Here is an 18,423-nt window from a genome sequence, read left to right on the forward strand (position 1 = left end):
CCTCACGCTGCCCCTCCCGCCGTCATCGGCATCCACGTCACCGGGCTTTCACGGGGAACGTAGCAGCGGTTGTCGGGGGTGGGAAGAACTTGCGCCGCAATTGGCTACGACTTTCTCCTGCCTCAGGACAAAGTAATCCGCGCACGGATGCGCCGCGCGCGGGTGGCCGGCCTTCAGCCCGGCTGCCTCAGATGGCGCATGAGCTGCTCGAACAGTCCCCAGCTGGAGGGGGAACTCCCGTCGCCGAGCGGATAGTAGAAACCCGGACGGGTCGCGGGCCCCAGCGGCACGGGCCTGGCGGGGAGAGGTGTGCGCCGGGCGAAGGTGAGGCCCACTTGCTGCGCCTCATCGGCTCCGAGCGCGAAACCGACCGGGACGGCGGGCGGTTCGAAGCGGGCGGGCAGACTCAGGTCGCGGCGGGCGGCCCGCAGTTGGACCAGCAACGACTGGATTCGGTGCTCGGTCACCAGCGTGCCGGCGAGGCCGAGCAGGACGTCCAGCGGCGGCGTCTCGCCGGGACCGTAGCCGAAGGCCAGCGTCACGTCCTCTTCGACACCCCGGGCGGTCCGCTCCACACGCAGCGTGGCGATCGCGGGCCGGTCGGCACGGCCCACCGCGACTACCCAGGTGCTCTCGGGTGCGCGGTCGCGGGCAAGGGCGGTCAGCGCCTCGCGCGACCAGGGCAGATTGACGGGCTCGGCGGTACTCCAGCCCCCGGGTGGGCCCCCGGTGACGGCGCGCCAGGCAGCTTCGAGGGCCCCGCCGAGGACGAGCCGCTCCTCGGCGGGCTGCACGGAGCGGAAGGACAGGGCGAGTTGGCACTCCCCGGTGGCCTCGGCGCCCTCGATGAAGGCCCGGGCCACCGGGGTCCGCTCCGGCTCCGCCTCCACCGGGGCGAACTCCCCGTCGTGCCAGCGCAGCAGGGCGCCGGACAGCCCGTCGTAGTAGCCGCCGCCCTCCTCGTCGCGCACCACCCAGCGGGACGGCAACCCGGTGAGCGACAGGCGCGTGGGCAGGCTGAGCCGGGAGGTCGCGGGGGTCACGATCTGGACGGCCCGGTCGCCGGCGGCCGCGGCCCGTACCGCGTCCGACAGCCAGGCCGTCATGGCCACCACGGGGCGGTCCTGCAGCACCACCGCCGTACGGTCGGTGAGCACGTCGACGGCGGGCTGAGCCGCGACCGGGTCGGCGGATGCGGTGACGGCCGCGGCGCCGTCGCCCGGCCGTGCTTCCTCGGAGTCCGCCGCCGCATCCGGCGGCCAGACCGAGCCGCCGCACAACCGGGCCAGCCGCCGCGCGAAGGACGCCGCCAGCAACTCGGCGCGCTCCACTCCGGTGGCGGCCCTGGCCTCGGTCCACCACACGGGCACGCCGGTGCCCTCGGCCTCGGCGCCCAGCAGCCGCGCCGCCTCGCCCTCGGTCCGCACCAGCAGCGGCGCCTCGACGGACACCAGCGGGCGGCCCGCCTCGTCGCACATCTGGATCAGCGCCCCCTCGCCGGCCGAGCGCACGTCGAGGTCGGGGCCCCCGGCGAACAGCCCGGCGACGATGCTCCAGACGTCGGGCATCCGCTCGGTGAGCGCGATCACGTCCTTGGTCATCGGCCGGCCTCCCGCGGGTGCCGCTCCTGCTCCACCCATCCCGTCTGGATCAGGCGGTCGGGCTCACCGCGCCGGACCAGCAGCCCGCGCCCGGGCGGCTGTGCGGACGCGTACACGCCCGGAAACAGCTGGCCCTCCATCCGGTCGCCCGTCATCACCAGGGCCGATGTGCCGCTCTCCCGCAGGGTCATCAGGAACGGCTCGTACAGGGCCCGGGAGCTACCCGCCACGCGCCGGGCGACCACGAAGTGCAATCCGATGTCAGGCGCGTGCGGCACATACGGCAGGAAGGGCTGGAGCGGCTGCTGCCCGGCGGTGGTGAGGATGTCGTAGTCGTCGACGAGGATGACGACGCGGGGCCCGTCGTACGCCCGGCCGGCGGACGGCGGCGGGGTGCCGGTGGTCTCGTCCTGCATGCGCTTGGCCAGCTCGCCCGCGATGCCCGCGGCGAGCCCCTCGCAGATCCGGGCGTTGTACGCATAGCCGCCCTGGTACGCCTCGGGCACCACCTCGCGCAGCCCCCGCCGCGGATCCATGATCCCGAAGACCAGCTCCTCGTCGGAGTACCGCGCGGCAAGACCCTCGGCGATCAACCGCAGCAGATTGGTCTTGCCGCACTCGTTGTCCCCGAGGATCAGCAGGTGCTGGTCGCGGTCGAACAGATCGAGCAGCACCGGCGCGAGCGCGGTCTGATCGACCCCGATCGGCACCCGGCGCGGCTGGGAGGTGGCCGACGGCAGCGACCCGGCGGGCAGCCGCGCGGGCAGCACCCGCACCCGCTGCGCCGTCTCCCCGGGCCAGGCGGCGCCGATGGACCGGGCCGCCTGTTCGACGGCCGCGCCCAGATCGGCGGTGGAGGCGCTGCCGTCCAGGCGTGGGAGGGCGGTCTGTGCGAACAGCTTGCGGTCGGTCAGGGCGCGCCCGGCGTCGTCGGGAGTGAGGGTCTCGGCGAGCCTGCGGTCGATGCTGCTGTCGCCCGCGTCGTTCAGCCGCAGCTCGATATGGGTGCCGAAGGTGGACTGGTGGCCGATGCGCACGTCGTTCCAGCGCAGCATCGCGGCCACCACATGGATGCCGTACCCGCTGCCGCGCTTGAGCAGGTCCCCCACGGCGTCGTCCAAGGCCTCGAAGTCGTCGCGCAGCGCCCCGAACCCGTCGATGAGCAGCACGATGTCGGTGGACACCAATTCGGGCAGGGATCCGGCGGCGCGCAGGGCGCGCAGCCGCTCCACCGAGTCGATGCCCTGCTCGCGGAAGAGCTCCTCGCGGGCGTCCAGCATGCCGCGCACCTCCTCGACCGTGCGGGTGGCCCGTTCCCGGTCGGCCCGCCCGGCCACGCCACCGACGTGCGGCAGCGCGGCGAGAGCCTGCAGACCGCCGCCGACCAGGTCGAGACCGTAGATCCCGACCTCGCGCGGGGTGTGGGTGAGGGCGAGGGAGAGCGCCAGGGCGCGCAGCAGCGTGGTCTTGCCGGACTGCGGGCCGCCGATCACGGCGGCGTGGCCGCCGGCGAGGGTGAGGTCGAGGGTCCACTGCCCCTGCCACTGCCGTCCCGGGTCGTCCAGCAGACCCATCGGCACCCGCATCGTCCCCGGGCGCCGGGCGAACTGCATGCCGCGGGCCGCGTCGACCTCCACGGGCCCCGCCGCGCCGTCCAGCGGGACGGTCGCGGGCAGCGGCGGCAGCCAGATGCGGCGAACCGGGTCGGCGGCGCCCCTGATCTGGCCGACCATCACGGACATCGCGGTCGGCCCGGGATCCCGGGTGCGCTTGCCCGCGCCGGGCCCGTCGTCCTCGGCGGGCGCGGAGTCCTCCGGCCCGGCGAGCATGTTGTACGCGGGGTACGGGTGGATGGCGGGCCCGGTGTCCTCCACGGTGCGCACTGCCGGGCCCCGGTACGGGCCGGAGACGTACCCGGCCTTGAACCGCTCGTACGCCGTGGTGTCGACCTTGAGGTAGCCGAAGCCGGGCAGCGGCGGCAGGTGGAAGGCGTCGGTGGTGTCCAGGACGGTGCGGCTCTCGTCGGCGGAGAAGGTGCGCAGGCCCAGCCGGTAGGAGAGGTAGGTGTCCAGGCCCTTGAGCTTGCCGCCCTCGATGCGCTGGCTGGACAGCAGCAGATGGACGCCGATGCTGCGGCCGATGCGGCCGATGGACAGGAACAGATCGATGAAGTCGGGCTTGGCGGTGATGAGTTCGCCGAACTCGTCGATGACCACGAAAAGATGCGGCAGTGGCTCCAGATCGGGTCTCGTCGTCTCGCGCACCGCCGCGTAACTCGAGATGTCGGCGACGTTGCCCGCGTCCTTGAGCACCTGCTGACGGCGCTTGACCTCGCCCGCGAGGCTGGTGTGCACCCGCTCGACGAGCCCGGCCTGGTTCTCCAGGTTGGTGATGACGCCGGCCACGTGCGGCAACCCGTCGAAGGGGGCGAAGGTCGCGCCGCCCTTGTAGTCGACCAGCACCAGCGCCAGGTCCTGGGGCGGATGGCCGGCCACCAGGGCGAGGACTAGGGTGCGCAGCAGCTCGCTCTTGCCGGAGCCGGTGGCGCCGACGCACAGACCGTGCGGGCCCATGCCCAGCTCGGCGGATTCCTTCAGGTCGAGCAGCACCGGCTCGTGGGCGTCGTTGACGCCGATGGGCACCCGCAGGAAGGAGCGCTCGCCACGGGGCGCCCAGGCACGGGCCAGGTCCAGGGCGCCGGGGTCGTCGATGCCCAGCAGCTCGGGGAAGTCGACGGGTCCGGACAGCGGGGCGTCGACGAGGGATTCGGCCGACAGCCGCAGCGGGGCCAGCATCCGGGCCAGGCCCTCGGCCCCGGCGGCGGTGACGTCGTCCACGGTGCCGTGGGCGCCCGTCGGCTGCCCGCCGCGCAGGTCCTCCACGACCACCTCGCCCTCGGTCACGGTGATGCGGATCGCCACCTCTCCCGGTTCCTGCACCCGCTCGGCGACCAGGTGGAGCACGGTGACGCCCATCTCGCGGTGGGCCACGGCCTCGTCGGGGCGCGGCAGCTCCCGTGCCTCCTCGCCGTGGTCATCGCTGATGACGAGCAGCCGGCTGCTGAGCCCGAGCGCGTCGGCCCCGGACAGGCCGCGCCGCACCTCGGCCGCGTACGCGGCGCGCTGACGGAGGTCGCGGCCGAGGAGCCGGGCAAGCTGGGGCAGGTCGGGGGCGATCCGGCGGGCGGCGACCGGCCCGTCGCGCTCCTCGGCGTCCAGCAGGTGCGGCAGCCACTTGAGCCAGGCCCAGTCCCGCTCGACCCGGTCGCCGGGGGCGGCGAGCGCCAGGGCCACGTCGTCGGGGGCATGGGTGGCGGCGGTCTGGACGAACAGCGCCCGCACCACCCGCAGCACCGCGTCCCGCTCCCCCACCACACTGACATTGCCCACACGGTCCAGCGGTACGGTCAGCGGCAGATCGGTGACCAGTGTGTAGCGCCCGACCAGGGCGCCTGCCTCGTTGAGCATGAACGGGTCGGGCGGGGTGAGCACACTGCCCGACTGCCGGGCCACGGTCAGCGGCCGCAGCGGCATCTCGCCGGTACCGATCCGCACCCGCAGGAAGTCCGGGTCGGTGCGGCGCCGCTCCCACAGCCGGGCCGGGTCCCGCACCACGTCGTACAGGGCCTGCGGAGGCGGGTCGAGCACCCGCGCGGTGGCGCGCCAGGCCCGCTCCTCGGCGCCGAGCTCCTCCCGCAGCTCCTCCAGATACTCCAGGTACCGCTCCCGCTGCCGGCGGCGGGTGCGCTGCGCGCGCCCGCGCTGCGAGAACAGCAGCACCAGGGCGCCGACGACGGTGACGACGAGGACGAGGGCGCCGATCGCCGCGAACTGTCCGCTGCGCAGCACGGTCATCATGACGACCGAACTCATCACCCCGGCGATCGGCAGCAGCGACATGGCGGCCCCCGCCGCCTTGCCCTCGGGCAGGTTGGGCGGGGCCTCGATGGTGCGCGGCTCGGGCTCGGGCAGCGGGCGGGTGGCGCGGGCGGGCCGGTGCACCAGGCGGGTTGTCATCGCGGTCCTCCTCCGTGTCGTCTCTTGTGCCCTCCCCTGTCGCGTACGGCGCGGTCCAGGAGTGCGGCGGCCAGGCGGCCCGCGGCCAGCCGGGTGCTGTGAGCGAGCAGCCCGGTGTGGATGGCGCCGCCCGCGGCCAGATGACGGTCGTACGGGATGGCCATCACCTCGACCCCGCTCTCGGCGAGGTGGGCCCGGGCCACGTCCAGGTCGAGCGCGGTGTCGGGCGAGGACTCGGTGAGGGCGACCACCGTGCCGGGCAGCATGGGCCGCGGCACCGCCGCCATCCAGTCCAGGACGGTGCGGGTGCTCGCCACGCCCTCCAGGGTGGCGGGCGCCACCAGCACCCGGGCCTGCACCGTGTCCAGCGCCGTACGGGCCAGCTCCCCCGGCATCGTCTCGCAGTCGACGACGGTGACACCGAAGTAGCGGCGCAGCGCCATGGTCACGGTGCGGTAGGTCCGGATGTCCAGCGGAGTGCCGATGCGGCCCTGACTGCCGGGCAGCAGCCAGCCGCCCTCGGGCAGCTGGACCAGATAACCGGTGATCTCGGCGAACTGCATCGATGGGGATACGACGTGGGCCACGTCCGCACACGTCCAGCGGACCGACTCGGCACCGAGCCGGATGGGCAGGCTGCCCAGCGCAGGGTCGGCTTCCACGACGAGAACCGGGTCCTTGCGGTAGTGCGCGAAGGTGAGGTTGAGCAGCGCCGCGACGGTCGTCTTGCCCGCGCCGCCGCGGATGCTGCTCACCGCGATCTGCCGCCCGGTGGTGACCGGTTGCTGCAGCGCCCGGGCGACCTCGGTGGCCTCCTCCACCTCACGCGAGGCGGACGCGGCGACCAGCCGCCGCAGGGTACGCCCGGCGCGGCGGGTAACCGGGTCGCCGCTGCGGAGCCTGCCCTGGGCGAGGGCGAGCCGAGGGTCGACGGGCGGCACGGGGGCGGGGGCGGGCAGGTGCTGAGGACGCACTTGGGGACGCCGGTCGGCTGGGGCGGGGGACGAGGCGGTTTCGGGGTCGTCGGGGCCCGCCGCCCCGTTCACCCGCCGTGGGACGGGGGCGGGGTGGGCCTCGGTGGCTCCTGAACCGCCGGGAGCCTCCCCGCCCCCGGGAGCGCTGGAAGCCATCAGAGCGGGCAGAGCCTTGTAGTCTTCCGCGTCCTTGGAGTCGGAGCCACCCTCCGAAGCCTTGGGCGCGTCAGTCTGGGCTGCCTCCCAGGCAGCAGCGACATCCTGAGCCTCGGGGCCATGCGGGCCCCCGGCAGCCTCCGATGCCTCATGACCGCTCTGCCCGACATCCGCGGCCTCGGCGGCCGTGGAGGGCTCGGGGCTCTTGGAGGCAGGCCTGCTCCGCAACTGGTGGAGCACATCGCTCTGCCAATCCCCTGCGCCCATGACGCCTCCCTCGCTCGGATACGGACAACGGTCGACTACGGCAACGACAACGGCCGGGAACCGGCGCTAGAAGGCGTCCAGCAATCGCCCGTACACCCCGAACTCCCCAACCACCAGCGGAAACAGCACGATGACGCCGACCGCCTCGGCCAAGTCCACGATCCGCCGGAGCCGGACCCGGACATGCTCGGGCGGCCGTACGGTCAGCACGCCGAGCGGGAGCAGCGCGGCGACGGCGAGCGCGGCCAGCGGCCCGTACGGTCGGCCGCCGGTGGTGTCGAGCCAGAGCGCCACCAGACGTACCAGCAGCACCAGGGCCGCGGCGAGCAGCGCCACCACCTCGGCCGCCAGCGGGTACGCCCGCGACCGGGACAGCAGGACGACCGCGAGCACCGCGGTCAGCGGCACCGTCCACGGGGAGGCGTCGCCGACGGCGAGCAGCCCGGCGGCGGCAGCGGACACCGCGGTGACGAGCGTGGCGAACACCAGCCCCCGGTGGGTGGCGGCGAGCGCGGTCGCCACCTCGTGCCGGCTGACCGAGGCTCCGCCGGAGCGCCGGTCATCCAACCCGGTGAGCCCGGCGGCGGTCAGGGCAAGGCGCGGCAGCAGGCCGAGCGCCACCACGGACACCACGGCGAGCACCGAGCCCAACCGGGCCTGTTGCGCATCGGTGTGGGCGCCGTTCTGCAGCGTGGCGACGACCTCCCACAGCCCGACGGTGACCACGACGGCCCCGGCGCCGATATACGCGCCCCGGCCGACCGTGGCCGAGGCCCCGAGCAGCAGCAGCGTCACCGCGACGGCACCCGCCACCGCGGCGAGCCGGGCCGCGCCGCTCCAGCCGTGGGCGTCCGCGGCCGTCCAGGCGGCGAGCCCGCCGAGGGCGCCGCCGGTGAGCGTGAGGGTGGCGCCGAGGTCCCGGTTGCGCAGCCGGGCGGCCGCGGCCCCGGTCAGTGCCGTCGCCGCGGCCGCCACGGCCAGTGCGGCGGCCACGCCGGAGTCGGGGAAACCGCGCCGCGCCAGCAGCCCGACGGCCAGTGCCAGCACCAGCGTGGCCCCGCTCGCGGTCCACTGCCGCGCCGCCGCCGACCACCGCCATGCCCGTACGTCCAGGTCCTCGGCCACCTCGTCGGTGACGTCGTGTACCACCGGCGCCGCGGGAACGTCGCGCTCCCGGACCAGCCGCAGCACCGCACCGTCCGGCACCGCCGCGGACGTGAGCGTGGCGTCCTGCGGCAGGACGACCCCCTCGGCCGTGATCAGATGCCGCAGCGTCGGCCGGTCCGCCACCTGGTCGTCGACCAGCCGCAGCACATCCGGCAGCAGCCGGCCGACCGGTTCGTCGGCGGGCAGCACGATGTCCACCCGCCGCCGCTCCCCGACCAGCGTGACCCGGCTCAACTCGGCGCCCCGCGCCTGCTTCGCCGCCCCCACGATCACTCCTCCCCCGAAGGCCCTACCGTGCCGTGTCCGTCGCGGCGGTGGACGAGGGCGTCAGCACGCCCGGACCGGAGCCGCCCTGCTTGCCGATGGTGTCGGAGATGAACGACCACCCCACGCACCCGGCACACAGCACCGCCGCGATCACGATGCCCGCGAACACCTTCCCCAGATTCTCGTCCACCGACCGCCGCCCCCGCTGCGCGCCGAACAACAACGCGTCCCGAATCCGCCGCCGCCGGACCGCCACCGACTCCAGCAGCTGACTGTCGTAGTCCCGTGCCATCTGCTCGCCACCTCCTTGCTTCAGCGTCCGGAGAGCGCCTGCAGGTCCTCAAGACTCGGTGCCACGGCCTCGGAACCCGCAACCACGCGGCCCGAGACGCTGTCCTCGGCGAGCGACGAAAAACCCCGCAGGGCCTGCTCCGGGGACAGCCCCCGGCGCTTGGCCTCCCGAAGGCGCGTCAGCCAGACCACGCCTGCGGCGAACGCTTTCTCCCCCGAGGCGTTGCGGGGCTCATAACCCGCGGCGACGGCGGCGTCAGCAGCCCACAGATAGCCGAGAACGATTTCACCCGAGGCCACCGCGACGTACCGCACGGGGGACTCCGTCAGCTCTTGATATCCCTCCGGGCCCGGGGGAACGCGGGACCGGAGCTTCTTGGAGCGATAGGGGATCTCGAACATATGCCAGGAATCCAGAAGTTCCGGCTCCTCGTCCGGCATGTCCTCGAACCCCGTCGGCGTCGGCGTCGCGTACCAGGTGGGATTTCCGGGATCTGGTTCGCATTGGGTGAATTCCGACACCGCTCGTAGGGCCGCCCTCAGTCCCGGGGCATTGGCCGCACGCACGTCGGGCTGGGGATGCCCAAGTAGATCATGGGTCAACCAAGCGTCCGCGTAGGTGTGGACGGTCACCAGGTCACTGGCCCGCTCCCACACGCTCACATCCACCGAGAAGACCCGCTCCGCGCGGTGCTCGGCCTCACCCTCGGTCCATCGACCGGGAAAGGCCAACAGCGCCACGGCGACCCTGAGTCCGCCTCGAACCGCGCTTTCCGCTTCGTGGAGGGCCTGGACAAGCTCGGGAGCCAGTTCGGGCTTTTCCGCGAAGACCCCGTCCACCGTGACCTCCCGGAGGAAGGCAGGCCCCCCGTCATCCTCGACGCGGATCTCGAGGCGGGCCGTGGAGGGGCCGTCCACGAGGCCCTGGTCCGCCAGCAGGGAGCCCACGGCCATGGCCACGCGCACGCCGCGCTCCAACGGCGGCCGCCCCTCGAAAAAACGCGGCCCGGATTCCCACGTCCAGCTGCCAACAGGTACTGAAGTAATCACTGGACACTCCTCGGGAATACGTCGGCACCGGGCGGAATGATGAGGGTTCCGTCATCGAGACGGATGACGAACGCCACTCCCTTACCCCTGTCGAGGGCGTACCGATGTGTTCCCTCGTACACTTCCATGAGTTCTCCGGGAATCCCCTTCGCCTGCCATTCCGCCAGCGTACCCTGGCCATCCACCAGCATGATCCGCCGATCGACGTCGGACTTCTGCAGCTGCCCGAGATACTTCGGCCTCGTGATCTCGTTCAGCGGATCCTTCGGATTGTCCAGACGCTTCATCTGATAGCCGTACGTGTGGTCCGGGTTGTCGCGAACCCGTACGTCGATGTCCCCGCCGTTCTCCTTGATCTCGAAGTCGATGTCACGGATGCCGTGGTCGTAAAGATCGTTGGCGAAACGGAGCTGATCGATGGACGGCTCCACCATGAGCACACGGCCGGAGCCGAGGGCCGACACGACCTGTCCGTAGTGCTCGCTGCCGGAGAACCGCCCGGAGGCAAGGATCTCCCCCACCTCGTTGCCGTGCGGGTGCTCCGCGAGGCGCGACAGGGCCTTCTCCAGCACCTTCGGATTGGGGCGCTGCGGGCCAGGCAACTGCTTGAGCGCCTCCCGGATTCTCTGCTCGGTCTCGCCCCCGCGCTCAAGCGGCCGGGGCTCCTCGGCCGGGAGCCCGTCATCGCCCGGGCCGCCCGGGTCGTGGGGGCCATCCGGACCATCCGGGCCGCCCGGGTCGTGAGGACCACCGGGACCATCAGGACCACCCGGGTCGTGAGGACCACCGGGACCATCAGGACCACCGGGACCATCAGGACCACCGGGACCATCAGGACCACCGGGACCATCAGGACCACCGGGACCACCCGGATTGTGAGGACGACCGGGACCATCAGGACCACCCGGGTCGTGAGGACCACCGGGACCATCAGGACCACCCGGATTGTGAGGACGACCGGGACCATCGGAACCACCCGGGTTGCGCGGACCATCCGGACCACCCGAGCCGCCCGGGTTGTGGGTGGGGGTGTGCTTCTCGGGCGGGTCGTTCGGTGGCTCGTTCGGGCCATCGTGGCTCGCGCGGGGGCCCAGGTCGTCGGGAGCGCGGCCCACCTCGTGGCCGGGTGCGCCCACCTGGGCGAGCTCCCGCTGCCGGGCGCGCTGGGCCGCGTCCAGCGCCTGCCGGTCGGCGGCGGACGGCTCGTGCACCGGGTGGTGCACGGTGCCATCGGGGAGTTCGAGAGCGCCGTTCTTGTGCAGGACGCTGCCGTCGGGCAGCTTGACCGAGCCGTCCGGGCGGAAGACCGTGTCGTCCGGAAGTTTGAGTGAGCCGTCCGGCAGCCGCACACCGCTGCCGGCGCGCAGGTTCTTCAGATGGCTCACCAGGTCGCCGACCTTGAGCTTGGACAGCCCGATTCCCGCGCCCTTGAAGACGTAGGTCATCGGGTCCACGACCTTGCCGACCTTCCCCGCCACGCTGAGCGTCCGCGCGACGGCGCCCGACTTGGCGGCGGACCCCGCGCCGTCGGTGGCGATGGCCGTGAGCACGTTGAAGGTGACCCCGCCCGCCGCGCGGGCCGGGTTCTTGCCCCACTCGTCCCATGCCACCATCGCCTTACCGGCGTTGATCATGGTTTGCTTGGTGCTCTTGAGGAACCCCGGCAACGCGGAGTCGGGCGTCGCAAGCCATCCGGGCGCCAGCGTGGTCAGCGACAGGCCCACGGCCAGCTTGCCGAGGTTCGCCCAGGAGCTCTTGAAGGCGTCCCAGCCATCGATGCCGACCATGGTGCCCAGGCCCCGGATGGTGCCCCAGACGCCGTCGACGATGAAGCCGTCCCAGACGAAGCTCTTGACCCAGTGGCCGATGTCGTACCAGTGGTGCGTCTGCGACTCCTGGGTGCCCCAGGGCGTCTTTTCCGCGTGCTGGAAGACGTCGGCCGTGTAGCCGTACATCCCCGGCTTGTGCGTACCGTCGTCGACCACCCAGTGGGTGCCGCCGACCAGCGCACTGATCTTGTTGGCGCAGCTCCGCTCGGCGGCCTCGAACGCGGCCGTGGCCGCGCCCACGTCGGCGATCAGGTCATTGTTGTGCTGGACCTTGTCCCCGTCGTTCTTCCAGTCGTCGTCTCCCCCGTTCTCCAAGATGAACGTGGCGGCGTCCGTCCTGAGCCGCTTGAGCCGCTCGACGATCGGCCGCACCTCGGTGGCGTAAGCGCTCAGGGCGTCACTGACGGCCTCCAGCTTGGTCGCGAACCCGTCGGCCTTCTCCTTGACCGGCCTGGTGGACGCGAACAGCTGCTCGGCCTCGGGCGCCGTGTAGTACGCCGACAGGCCCTGGAACTGGTCGTGGACCCCCTGGCCGGTCTTGCGGACGTGTCCGGCGTCCGTCTTCAGCGCGGGCGCGTCCTTCTCCAACTGCTCCAGGTTTCCCGTGAATTCGGGAATGCCATCCAGACTGATCATTTCCGACCGTTCCGATGGTGTTGACCCGGAGGGTTCAGATCGGGTGCCTTCAACGCCTCGTGCTGGGCGTGCGCCGCCATGGCGAGGTCGCCCCCGACGTACTCCTTGGTGGCGGTCGCCGCACCCTTGATCGACTTGCCGGAGCGCGCGGCGATGTACTTGATGTCGTTCTCTGTCTTCTGCTCGAACTCGACCAGTGCCGCGGCGATGGGCCCACCCTCGGGCTTGGGTCCGCACCCCATGCTCAGCGTGCCCGCCCCCTTCGCGGCGCTCAGCAGGTGCTTGCCGTACGACTTCGCCTGGCCCTCGATGTCGTCGGCGACATGTCCGGTCTTGAGAAGGACACCGCGCACCCCGCTGACGTCGATGTCCCAGCCGTCCTCCGGTTTCCCCACCACGTCCCCCTTTCAGCTTCAACCGCACGCGGTGACGCGCTTGTTCACCCGATGGCGTCCACCGCTGCCTTGGCCCTGGACAGCGTCTGCTGGGCGGTCCCGTCGTTCTTCTCCAGAGTGGTCTTCACCAGGTGGATGATCTGGCGCACCTCGGCGGCCGCCTTGTTCCACCGCGCTTCCTTGCCGTGGTACTCGTCCGCCACACCGTCGGCGGTGAAGTCCGCCATCGCCGCCTTCACTGCCCGATCCCGGTCGGTGAGCACCCGCTCCAGCTGCCCGATCACCAGGCCAAGAGACCCCTGCACCTCACCCGACGCGCCCGTGTCGTAGCTGCGCCGATCCTGATTCGCCATCGCTCGTCACCCCGTCTAGGTTCACCGGCCGTTGAAACGGGCCGCGTCGAAATTGGCCGCGGCCATGGTCTGCCGCGCGTTGTCCGCCGACTCCACGTCACCACTGCCGAAAGCCTTTTCCATCCCGGACTGACCGCCCAGGATGTCCCGCAGCGAGCCGTTGAGCGCCGCCGTGATCTCGTCCGCGTTGCGCTTGAACTGGTCGAACGCCGCCTTGCCCGCGCCGTTGAAGCGGCCCTCCAACGGCTGTGCCGCAGCGACCAGCTGACGGATCAGCGCCCCCAGGTCATCACTCGATCCGGATGTCTGGGAGGTCAGCGTTGACAGCGTGGAACTGCCCATGTCGAACTTCACGAACGCACCCCCGTCGGGTTGTCGCCATAGTCCCGTTGAGCGGACCCCGGCCTCGGGGCCCAACTCACCAAGTATGGCCCCGGACACCGACAGTCCCGCCACTGCTCTGTAACAGTCGGTCGCTCAGCCGGTAACAGGACCGGCGGCGCGGCCACTACGATCGGCGATCATGGAGATAGCGGCGTACATCTTGCTCGTGGCCCTCGTCATGCAGTACCCGCTGCTGGAGTCGAGGATCAAGAAGGTCCAGCGCAGGGCGGACCGCATCGAGCACAAGCTGGACCTGATCCTCGACCACCTGGGCATCGAGGTGGCCGGGCCCGACCTGGAGCGGGTGACGGCCCTGCTGCGGGAGGGCAAGAAGCTCGAGGCCATCAAGGCCTACCGGCAGCTCACCGACGCCGACTTGAAGGAGGCCAAGGAAGCGGTCGAGCGCATCGACGCCACTCGGCGATGACGCCACCCGGCGACGGCCGGTGCGGCGCGGGGGTCAGGACCGCTCGCGGTCGTGGTAGGTGCGGCGGGTGTGTTCGGTGTGGGCGCGCATGACGGCCGTGGCGCCGTGTTCGTCACCGGCGGTGATGGCCGCGATCAGCTCGCGGTGCTCGATCCAGGACTGCTTGCCGCGCTGGCGGGCGACCGGGGTGTAGTACCAGCGGACCCTGCGGTCCACCTGGGCGGCCAGCTCGGACAGGACCGCGTTTCCGGCCAACTCCATCACCTTGGCGTGGAATTCGGCGTTCGCCGCGACCGCGCCGTCCACATCGTCGTCCAGCACCGCGCGCTCGCCCTTGGCGCACAGGTCCTCCAGCGCGGCGACCCCTGCCGCGTCGGTCCCCGCGGCGGCCAGCCGGGCGGCCTCGGCTTCCAGGAGGGTGCGCACCGTAAGGAGCTGATCGGCCTCCTCCTCGGTGGGCTCGTGGACGAACGCGCCCTGTGCGGGCCGCAGATCGACCCAGCCTTCGGTGTTGAGCCGCTGGAGGGCCTCGCGCACCGGCTGGCGGGAGACCCCGAGCTGCCCGGCGAGCTCGCTCTCCACGAGGTGCTGGCCGGGGCGGAGGGCGCGGGTGGTGATGAGTTCGAGCAGCGCCTCGTAGACGCGCTCGCGGAGTGGACCGGGCCGCTCCAGCTTCGGTACCGCGCCGTTCGGCAGTCCCCTGGACAGCATCGCGCCCCCTCTGGCTCGCCGTTCACCGGGTGCCCCGGATTGGTTATTGTCTACAGTTTACCCATCCCGTCCACGCGGTCGACACATCCCAGGCGCTTCGACGTCTAGTCATTGACTCGTTGAATCCTTAAAGTCCGGGCACATGCTCACCAATGATCGACTCGGTCCGTTGCACCGCTCGCGCACCCTGGCCCCACCGGGCTGGAGCCGCTGGCTGGTGCCGCCGGCCGCCCTAGCCGTCCACCTCTCCATCGGCCAGGCGTACGCCTGGAGCGTGTTCAAGCCGCCCCTGGAGTCCTCCATGGACCTCTCGGGCACCGCCAGCGCACTCCCGTTCCAGCTGGGCATCGTGATGCTCGGCCTGTCCGCCGCCTTCGGCGGGACGCTCGTCGAGCGCAACGGCCCGCGCTGGGCGATGTTCGTCTCTCTCGTCTGCTTCTCCTCCGGCTTCCTCGTCGCCTCGCTCGGCGCCGCCACCAGCCAGTACTGGCTGGTCGTCCTCGGCTACGGCTTCATCGGCGGGATCGGTCTCGGCATTGGCTACATCTCCCCCGTCTCCACGCTCATGAAGTGGTTCCCCGACCGGCCCGGCATGGCCACCGGCATCGCCATCATGGGCTTCGGCGGCGGCGCGCTGATCGCCTCGCCCTGGTCGAGCTGGCTGATGGAGCGCTTCGGCACGGACAACGGCGGCATCGCCGCCACCTTCCTGGTGCACGGCCTGACCTACGCGGTCTTCATGACCCTCGGCGTGCTGCTGGTGCGGGTACCGGCCGAGGGCTGGCGGCCCGCCGGCTGGGAGCCGCCGCAGGAGCAGGGGCACATGGTCAGCGCGGCCGACGTCTCCGCGCGCAACGCCCTGCGCACCCCGCAGTTCTGGTGCCTGTGGGTGGTGCTGTGCATGAACGTGACGGCGGGCATCGGCATCCTGGAGAAGGCCGCCCCCATGATCGGCGACTACTTCAAGGACACCGACACCCCCGTGACCGCCACCGCGGCGGCCGGTTTCGTCGCCCTGCTCTCGGCGGCCAACATGGCCGGGCGGCTGGTGTGGTCGTCCACGTCCGACCTCATCGGGCGCAAGAACATGTACCGGATCTACCTGGGCGTGGGCGCGCTGATGTATCTGGCCATCGCGCAGCTCGGGGACTCCTCCAAGCCCCTGTTCGTGGTGTGCGCGCTGGTGATCCTCTCCTTCTACGGGGGCGGCTTCGCGACCGTTCCGGCGTATCTGAAGGACCTGTTCGGCACCTATCAGGTAGGCGCGATCCACGGCCGGCTGCTCACCGCGTGGTCGGTGGCCGGGGTCCTCGGCCCGTACATCGTCAACAAGGTGGCCGACCACCAGGAGGAGGCGGGGAAGTCCGGCCCCGGGCTGTACTCGCTCTCCCTCACCATCATGATCGCGCTGCTGATCGTCGGCTTCATCGCCAACGAGCTGGTACGGCCGGTCCATCCGCGCTTCCACGAACCGGCTCCCGCGACAGCCGATACCGAGGCGGCGCCCGCCGAGAAGGGAGCGGACCGATGACCGAACCCACCAACAACCGCACCGCGCTGACCGTGGCCGTCTGGGCCTGGGTCGGGCTGCCCTTCGCGTACGGGGTCTACGAGCTCATCCGCAAGGCCACACAGCTCTTCACGGGCTGAGCCCCGCCCTACGGGCCTCACCGGCCTCACCGGCCGCATTCGCATGACCGGCCTCAGCGGCCGGACTCGCGGTACCGGCTCCACCGGCCGAGCTCGCTTCCCCCGTGAGCTCGTTTCACCGGCCGACGTCCCAGCACCGCCCGGGGCCCCATCACCGGCGGACGGGAGGGGGGTTGAGGTGTCGTTCGACTCCTTGACCCCCTCCTCGGGCATACTGTATTCAATATTCTGTCGACGATACCCGGACGTTCGGTTCCCTCACGTCGCACCGCGGCGTGACCGCCGTAAGGAGCCCGTCGTGGCCCGTAACCGCCAGCGCAACCGACAGCAGAAGCAGTACCCGAGGCTGACCCACCCCCTGGTGCGGGACTCGGTCAGCGGTGAACTCCGCCGCGCCTCCTGGGACGAGGCGCTCAGCCGGGCCACCGCCGGGTTCCGGGCCGTGACGGCGGCCCACGGGCCCGACGCGTTCGGCATGTTCTCCTGCGCCCGCGCCACCAACGAGATGAACTACGTGGCCCAGAAGTTCGCCCGGGTGGTGATGGGCACCAACAACGTCGACTCCTGCAACCGCACCTGCCACGCGCCCAGCGTCGCGGGGCTGTCCGCCGTCTTCGGCTCGGGCGGCGGCACGTCGTCGTACGCGGAGGTCGAGGACACCGATCTCATCGTGATGTGGGGCTCCAACGCCCGCTTCGCGCACCCGATCTTCTTCCAGCACGTCCTCAAGGGCATCCGCAACGGCGCCCGGATGTACGCCGTCGATCCGCGCCGCACCTCGACCGCCGAATGGGCCGAGAGCTGGCTGGGGCTCAACGTCGGCACCGACATCCCGCTCGCCCACGCCGTGGGCCGCGAGATCATCCACGCGGGGCTCGCCAACCGCTCCTTCATCGAGCGCGCCACCAGTGGCTTCGAGGAGTACGCGGCCCATGTGGAGCCCTGGACGCTGAGCGTCGCGGAGAAGGTCACGGGCGTTCCCGCGGACGCCATCCGCGATCTCGCGCACGCCTACGCCACCGCCGAGCGCGCCCAGCTGTGCTGGACGCTCGGCATCACCGAGCACCACAACGGCACCGACAACGTCCGGGCGCTGATCAATCTGTCCCTGCTGACCGGCCATGTCGGCCGGTACGGCTGTGGACTGCAGCCGCTGCGCGGCCAGAACAACGTCCAGGGCGGCGGCGACATGGGCGCCATCCCCAACCGGCTGCCCGGCTTCCAGGACATCCTGGACCCGCCCACCCGGTCCAAGTTCGAGCGCGCCTGGGACGTGGTCATCCAGCCGCGCTACGGACTGAACCTCACCGAGATGTTCGAGGCCATGGAGGCGGGCGAACTGCGCGCCGTCTACTGCATCGGCGAGAACCCGGCCCAGTCCGAGGCCGACACCGAACAGGCCGTCCGGCGGCTGGAGTCGCTGGAGCACCTGGTGGTCCAGGACATCTTCCTCACCAGGACCGCCGAGCTGGCCGATGTGGTGCTCCCGGCGACCGCCGGCTGGTGCGAGACGGAGGGCACCACCACCAACAGCGAGCGGCGCGTCCAGCGGGTGCGCAAGGCCGTGGAGCCGCCCGGCGAGGCGCGCGAGGACATCGACATCATCTGCGAGCTGGCGCGGCGGCTCGGCCACGACTGGAAGTTCGAGGGCGCGGAAGAGGTGTGGAACGAGCTGCGCGCCGTCTCCCCCGACCACTTCGGCATGACCTACGAACGCCTGGAGGAGCACCAGGGCATCCAGTGGCCCTGCCCCAGCACCGACCGGCTCGAACCCACCTATCTGCACGGCCGGCTGTGGGAGAACGATCCGGCGCTCCGCGGCGACCTCGCCCCCTTCGGCCCGGTGAAGCACGATCCGCCGGTCGATCTGACCGATGACGCCTATCCGATCCGGCTCACCACGGGACGGCGCCTGGACTCGTACAACACCGGGGTGCAGAGCGGGGGTTTCGCCTCTCCGCTGCGGCGCGGCGAGTACATCGAGCTGTGCCCGGAGGACGCGGCCCGCTACCGGGTGGAGACCGAGGAGCGGGTGCGGGTCACCTCGCGGCGCGGCTCCGTGGTGGCGCCGGTGTGGATCGATCCCGGGCTGCGGCCGGGGCTCGCCTTCATGACCATGCACTTCCCCGACGAGGTGGACACCAACTCCCTGACGATCGAGGCGAACTGCCCCATCGCGGGGACGGCGGAGTTCAAGGCGTCGGCCATAAGGATCGAGAAGATTCCCGTGACCGCCGTAAGGAGCTGAC

The 18,423-nt window shown here is 71.6% G+C and carries 15 protein-coding genes; 4 read left to right on the forward strand and 11 right to left on the reverse strand.

From position 1 onward, the window contains the following. Nucleotides 1–173 precede the first annotated feature (173 nt). The 10 genes from J8403_RS10680 to J8403_RS10725 all read right to left on the reverse strand — a co-directional run bounded on the left by J8403_RS10680 (nucleotide 174) and on the right by J8403_RS10725 (nucleotide 13,356). Nucleotides 174–1,601 (reverse strand): DUF6177 family protein, encoded by a 1,428-nt coding sequence (locus tag J8403_RS10680; protein WP_211122976.1) that lies wholly within the window; start codon nucleotides 1,599–1,601, stop codon nucleotides 174–176. Continuing rightward, nucleotides 1,598–5,617 (reverse strand): type VII secretion protein EccCa, encoded by a 4,020-nt coding sequence (eccCa, locus tag J8403_RS10685; protein ID WP_211122977.1) that lies wholly within the window; start codon nucleotides 5,615–5,617, stop codon nucleotides 1,598–1,600. Before eccCa ends, J8403_RS10680 begins: the two co-directional genes overlap by 4 nt. Then, nucleotides 5,614–7,014 carry a hypothetical protein gene (locus J8403_RS10690; protein ID WP_246585794.1) on the reverse strand — a complete coding sequence of 467 codons (1,401 nt, stop codon included), beginning with the start codon at nucleotides 7,012–7,014 and terminating at the stop codon, nucleotides 5,614–5,616. The genes eccCa and J8403_RS10690 overlap by 4 nt, the downstream gene beginning before the upstream one ends. A 66-nt stretch (nucleotides 7,015–7,080) precedes the next feature. Next, nucleotides 7,081–8,451, reverse strand: a complete 1,371-nt coding sequence (eccD, locus tag J8403_RS10695; RefSeq protein WP_211128181.1) for a type VII secretion integral membrane protein EccD — start codon at nucleotides 8,449–8,451, stop codon at nucleotides 7,081–7,083. 19 nt (nucleotides 8,452–8,470) lie between these two features. Next, nucleotides 8,471–8,740 carry a hypothetical protein gene (locus tag J8403_RS10700; protein ID WP_211122978.1) on the reverse strand — a complete coding sequence of 90 codons (270 nt, stop codon included), beginning with the start codon at nucleotides 8,738–8,740 and terminating at the stop codon, nucleotides 8,471–8,473. 20 nt (nucleotides 8,741–8,760) lie between these two features. Continuing rightward, nucleotides 8,761–9,789, reverse strand: coding sequence for a hypothetical protein (locus J8403_RS10705; protein ID WP_211122979.1), 1,029 nt, complete (start codon nucleotides 9,787–9,789; stop codon nucleotides 8,761–8,763). Further along, nucleotides 9,786–12,254: a hypothetical protein gene (locus J8403_RS10710; protein ID WP_211122980.1), complete on the reverse strand. Its 2,469-nt coding sequence runs from the start codon at nucleotides 12,252–12,254 to the stop codon at nucleotides 9,786–9,788. The genes J8403_RS10705 and J8403_RS10710 overlap by 4 nt, the downstream gene beginning before the upstream one ends. Further along, entirely contained in the window at nucleotides 12,251–12,649 is a 399-nt protein-coding gene (locus J8403_RS10715) for a DUF6507 family protein (RefSeq protein ID WP_246585795.1), read from the reverse strand. Before J8403_RS10715 ends, J8403_RS10710 begins: the two co-directional genes overlap by 4 nt. A 44-nt stretch (nucleotides 12,650–12,693) precedes the next feature. Beyond that, nucleotides 12,694–13,002, reverse strand: a complete 309-nt coding sequence (locus J8403_RS10720; protein ID WP_211122981.1) for a pore-forming ESAT-6 family protein — start codon at nucleotides 13,000–13,002, stop codon at nucleotides 12,694–12,696. 21 nt (nucleotides 13,003–13,023) lie between these two features. Next, nucleotides 13,024–13,356 (reverse strand): hypothetical protein, encoded by a 333-nt coding sequence (locus tag J8403_RS10725; protein ID WP_211122982.1) that lies wholly within the window; start codon nucleotides 13,354–13,356, stop codon nucleotides 13,024–13,026. Between the two features lie 169 nt (nucleotides 13,357–13,525). On the opposite strand from J8403_RS10725, the gene J8403_RS10730 reads away from it, so the two are divergent. Beyond that, nucleotides 13,526–13,813, forward strand: a complete 288-nt coding sequence (locus tag J8403_RS10730) for a hypothetical protein (protein WP_211122983.1) — start codon at nucleotides 13,526–13,528, stop codon at nucleotides 13,811–13,813. Between the two features lie 33 nt (nucleotides 13,814–13,846). On the opposite strand, the gene J8403_RS10735 is transcribed toward J8403_RS10730, so the two are convergent. Beyond that, entirely contained in the window at nucleotides 13,847–14,524 is a 678-nt protein-coding gene (locus tag J8403_RS10735) for a GntR family transcriptional regulator (protein WP_211122984.1), read from the reverse strand. A gap of 142 nt (nucleotides 14,525–14,666) precedes the next feature. Between J8403_RS10735 and J8403_RS10740 the strand changes: the two genes are divergently transcribed. The 3 genes from J8403_RS10740 to J8403_RS10745 all read left to right on the forward strand — a co-directional run bounded on the left by J8403_RS10740 (nucleotide 14,667) and on the right by J8403_RS10745 (nucleotide 18,422). Then, nucleotides 14,667–16,055, forward strand: coding sequence for an L-lactate MFS transporter (locus tag J8403_RS10740; protein WP_211122985.1), 1,389 nt, complete (start codon nucleotides 14,667–14,669; stop codon nucleotides 16,053–16,055). Next, nucleotides 16,052–16,174, forward strand: a complete 123-nt coding sequence (locus tag J8403_RS44335) for an MFS transporter small subunit (protein WP_280143017.1) — start codon at nucleotides 16,052–16,054, stop codon at nucleotides 16,172–16,174. Before J8403_RS10740 ends, J8403_RS44335 begins: the two co-directional genes overlap by 4 nt. A 298-nt stretch (nucleotides 16,175–16,472) precedes the next feature. After that, complete coding sequence (locus J8403_RS10745; protein WP_211122986.1) at nucleotides 16,473–18,422, forward strand: molybdopterin oxidoreductase family protein; 1,950 nt, start codon at nucleotides 16,473–16,475, stop codon at nucleotides 18,420–18,422. Nucleotide 18,423: the final 1 nt, after the last annotated feature.

Origin of the sequence: Streptomyces yatensis (assembly GCF_018069625.1) — a bacterium.
Classification (GTDB): domain Bacteria; phylum Actinomycetota; class Actinomycetes; order Streptomycetales; family Streptomycetaceae; genus Streptomyces; species Streptomyces yatensis.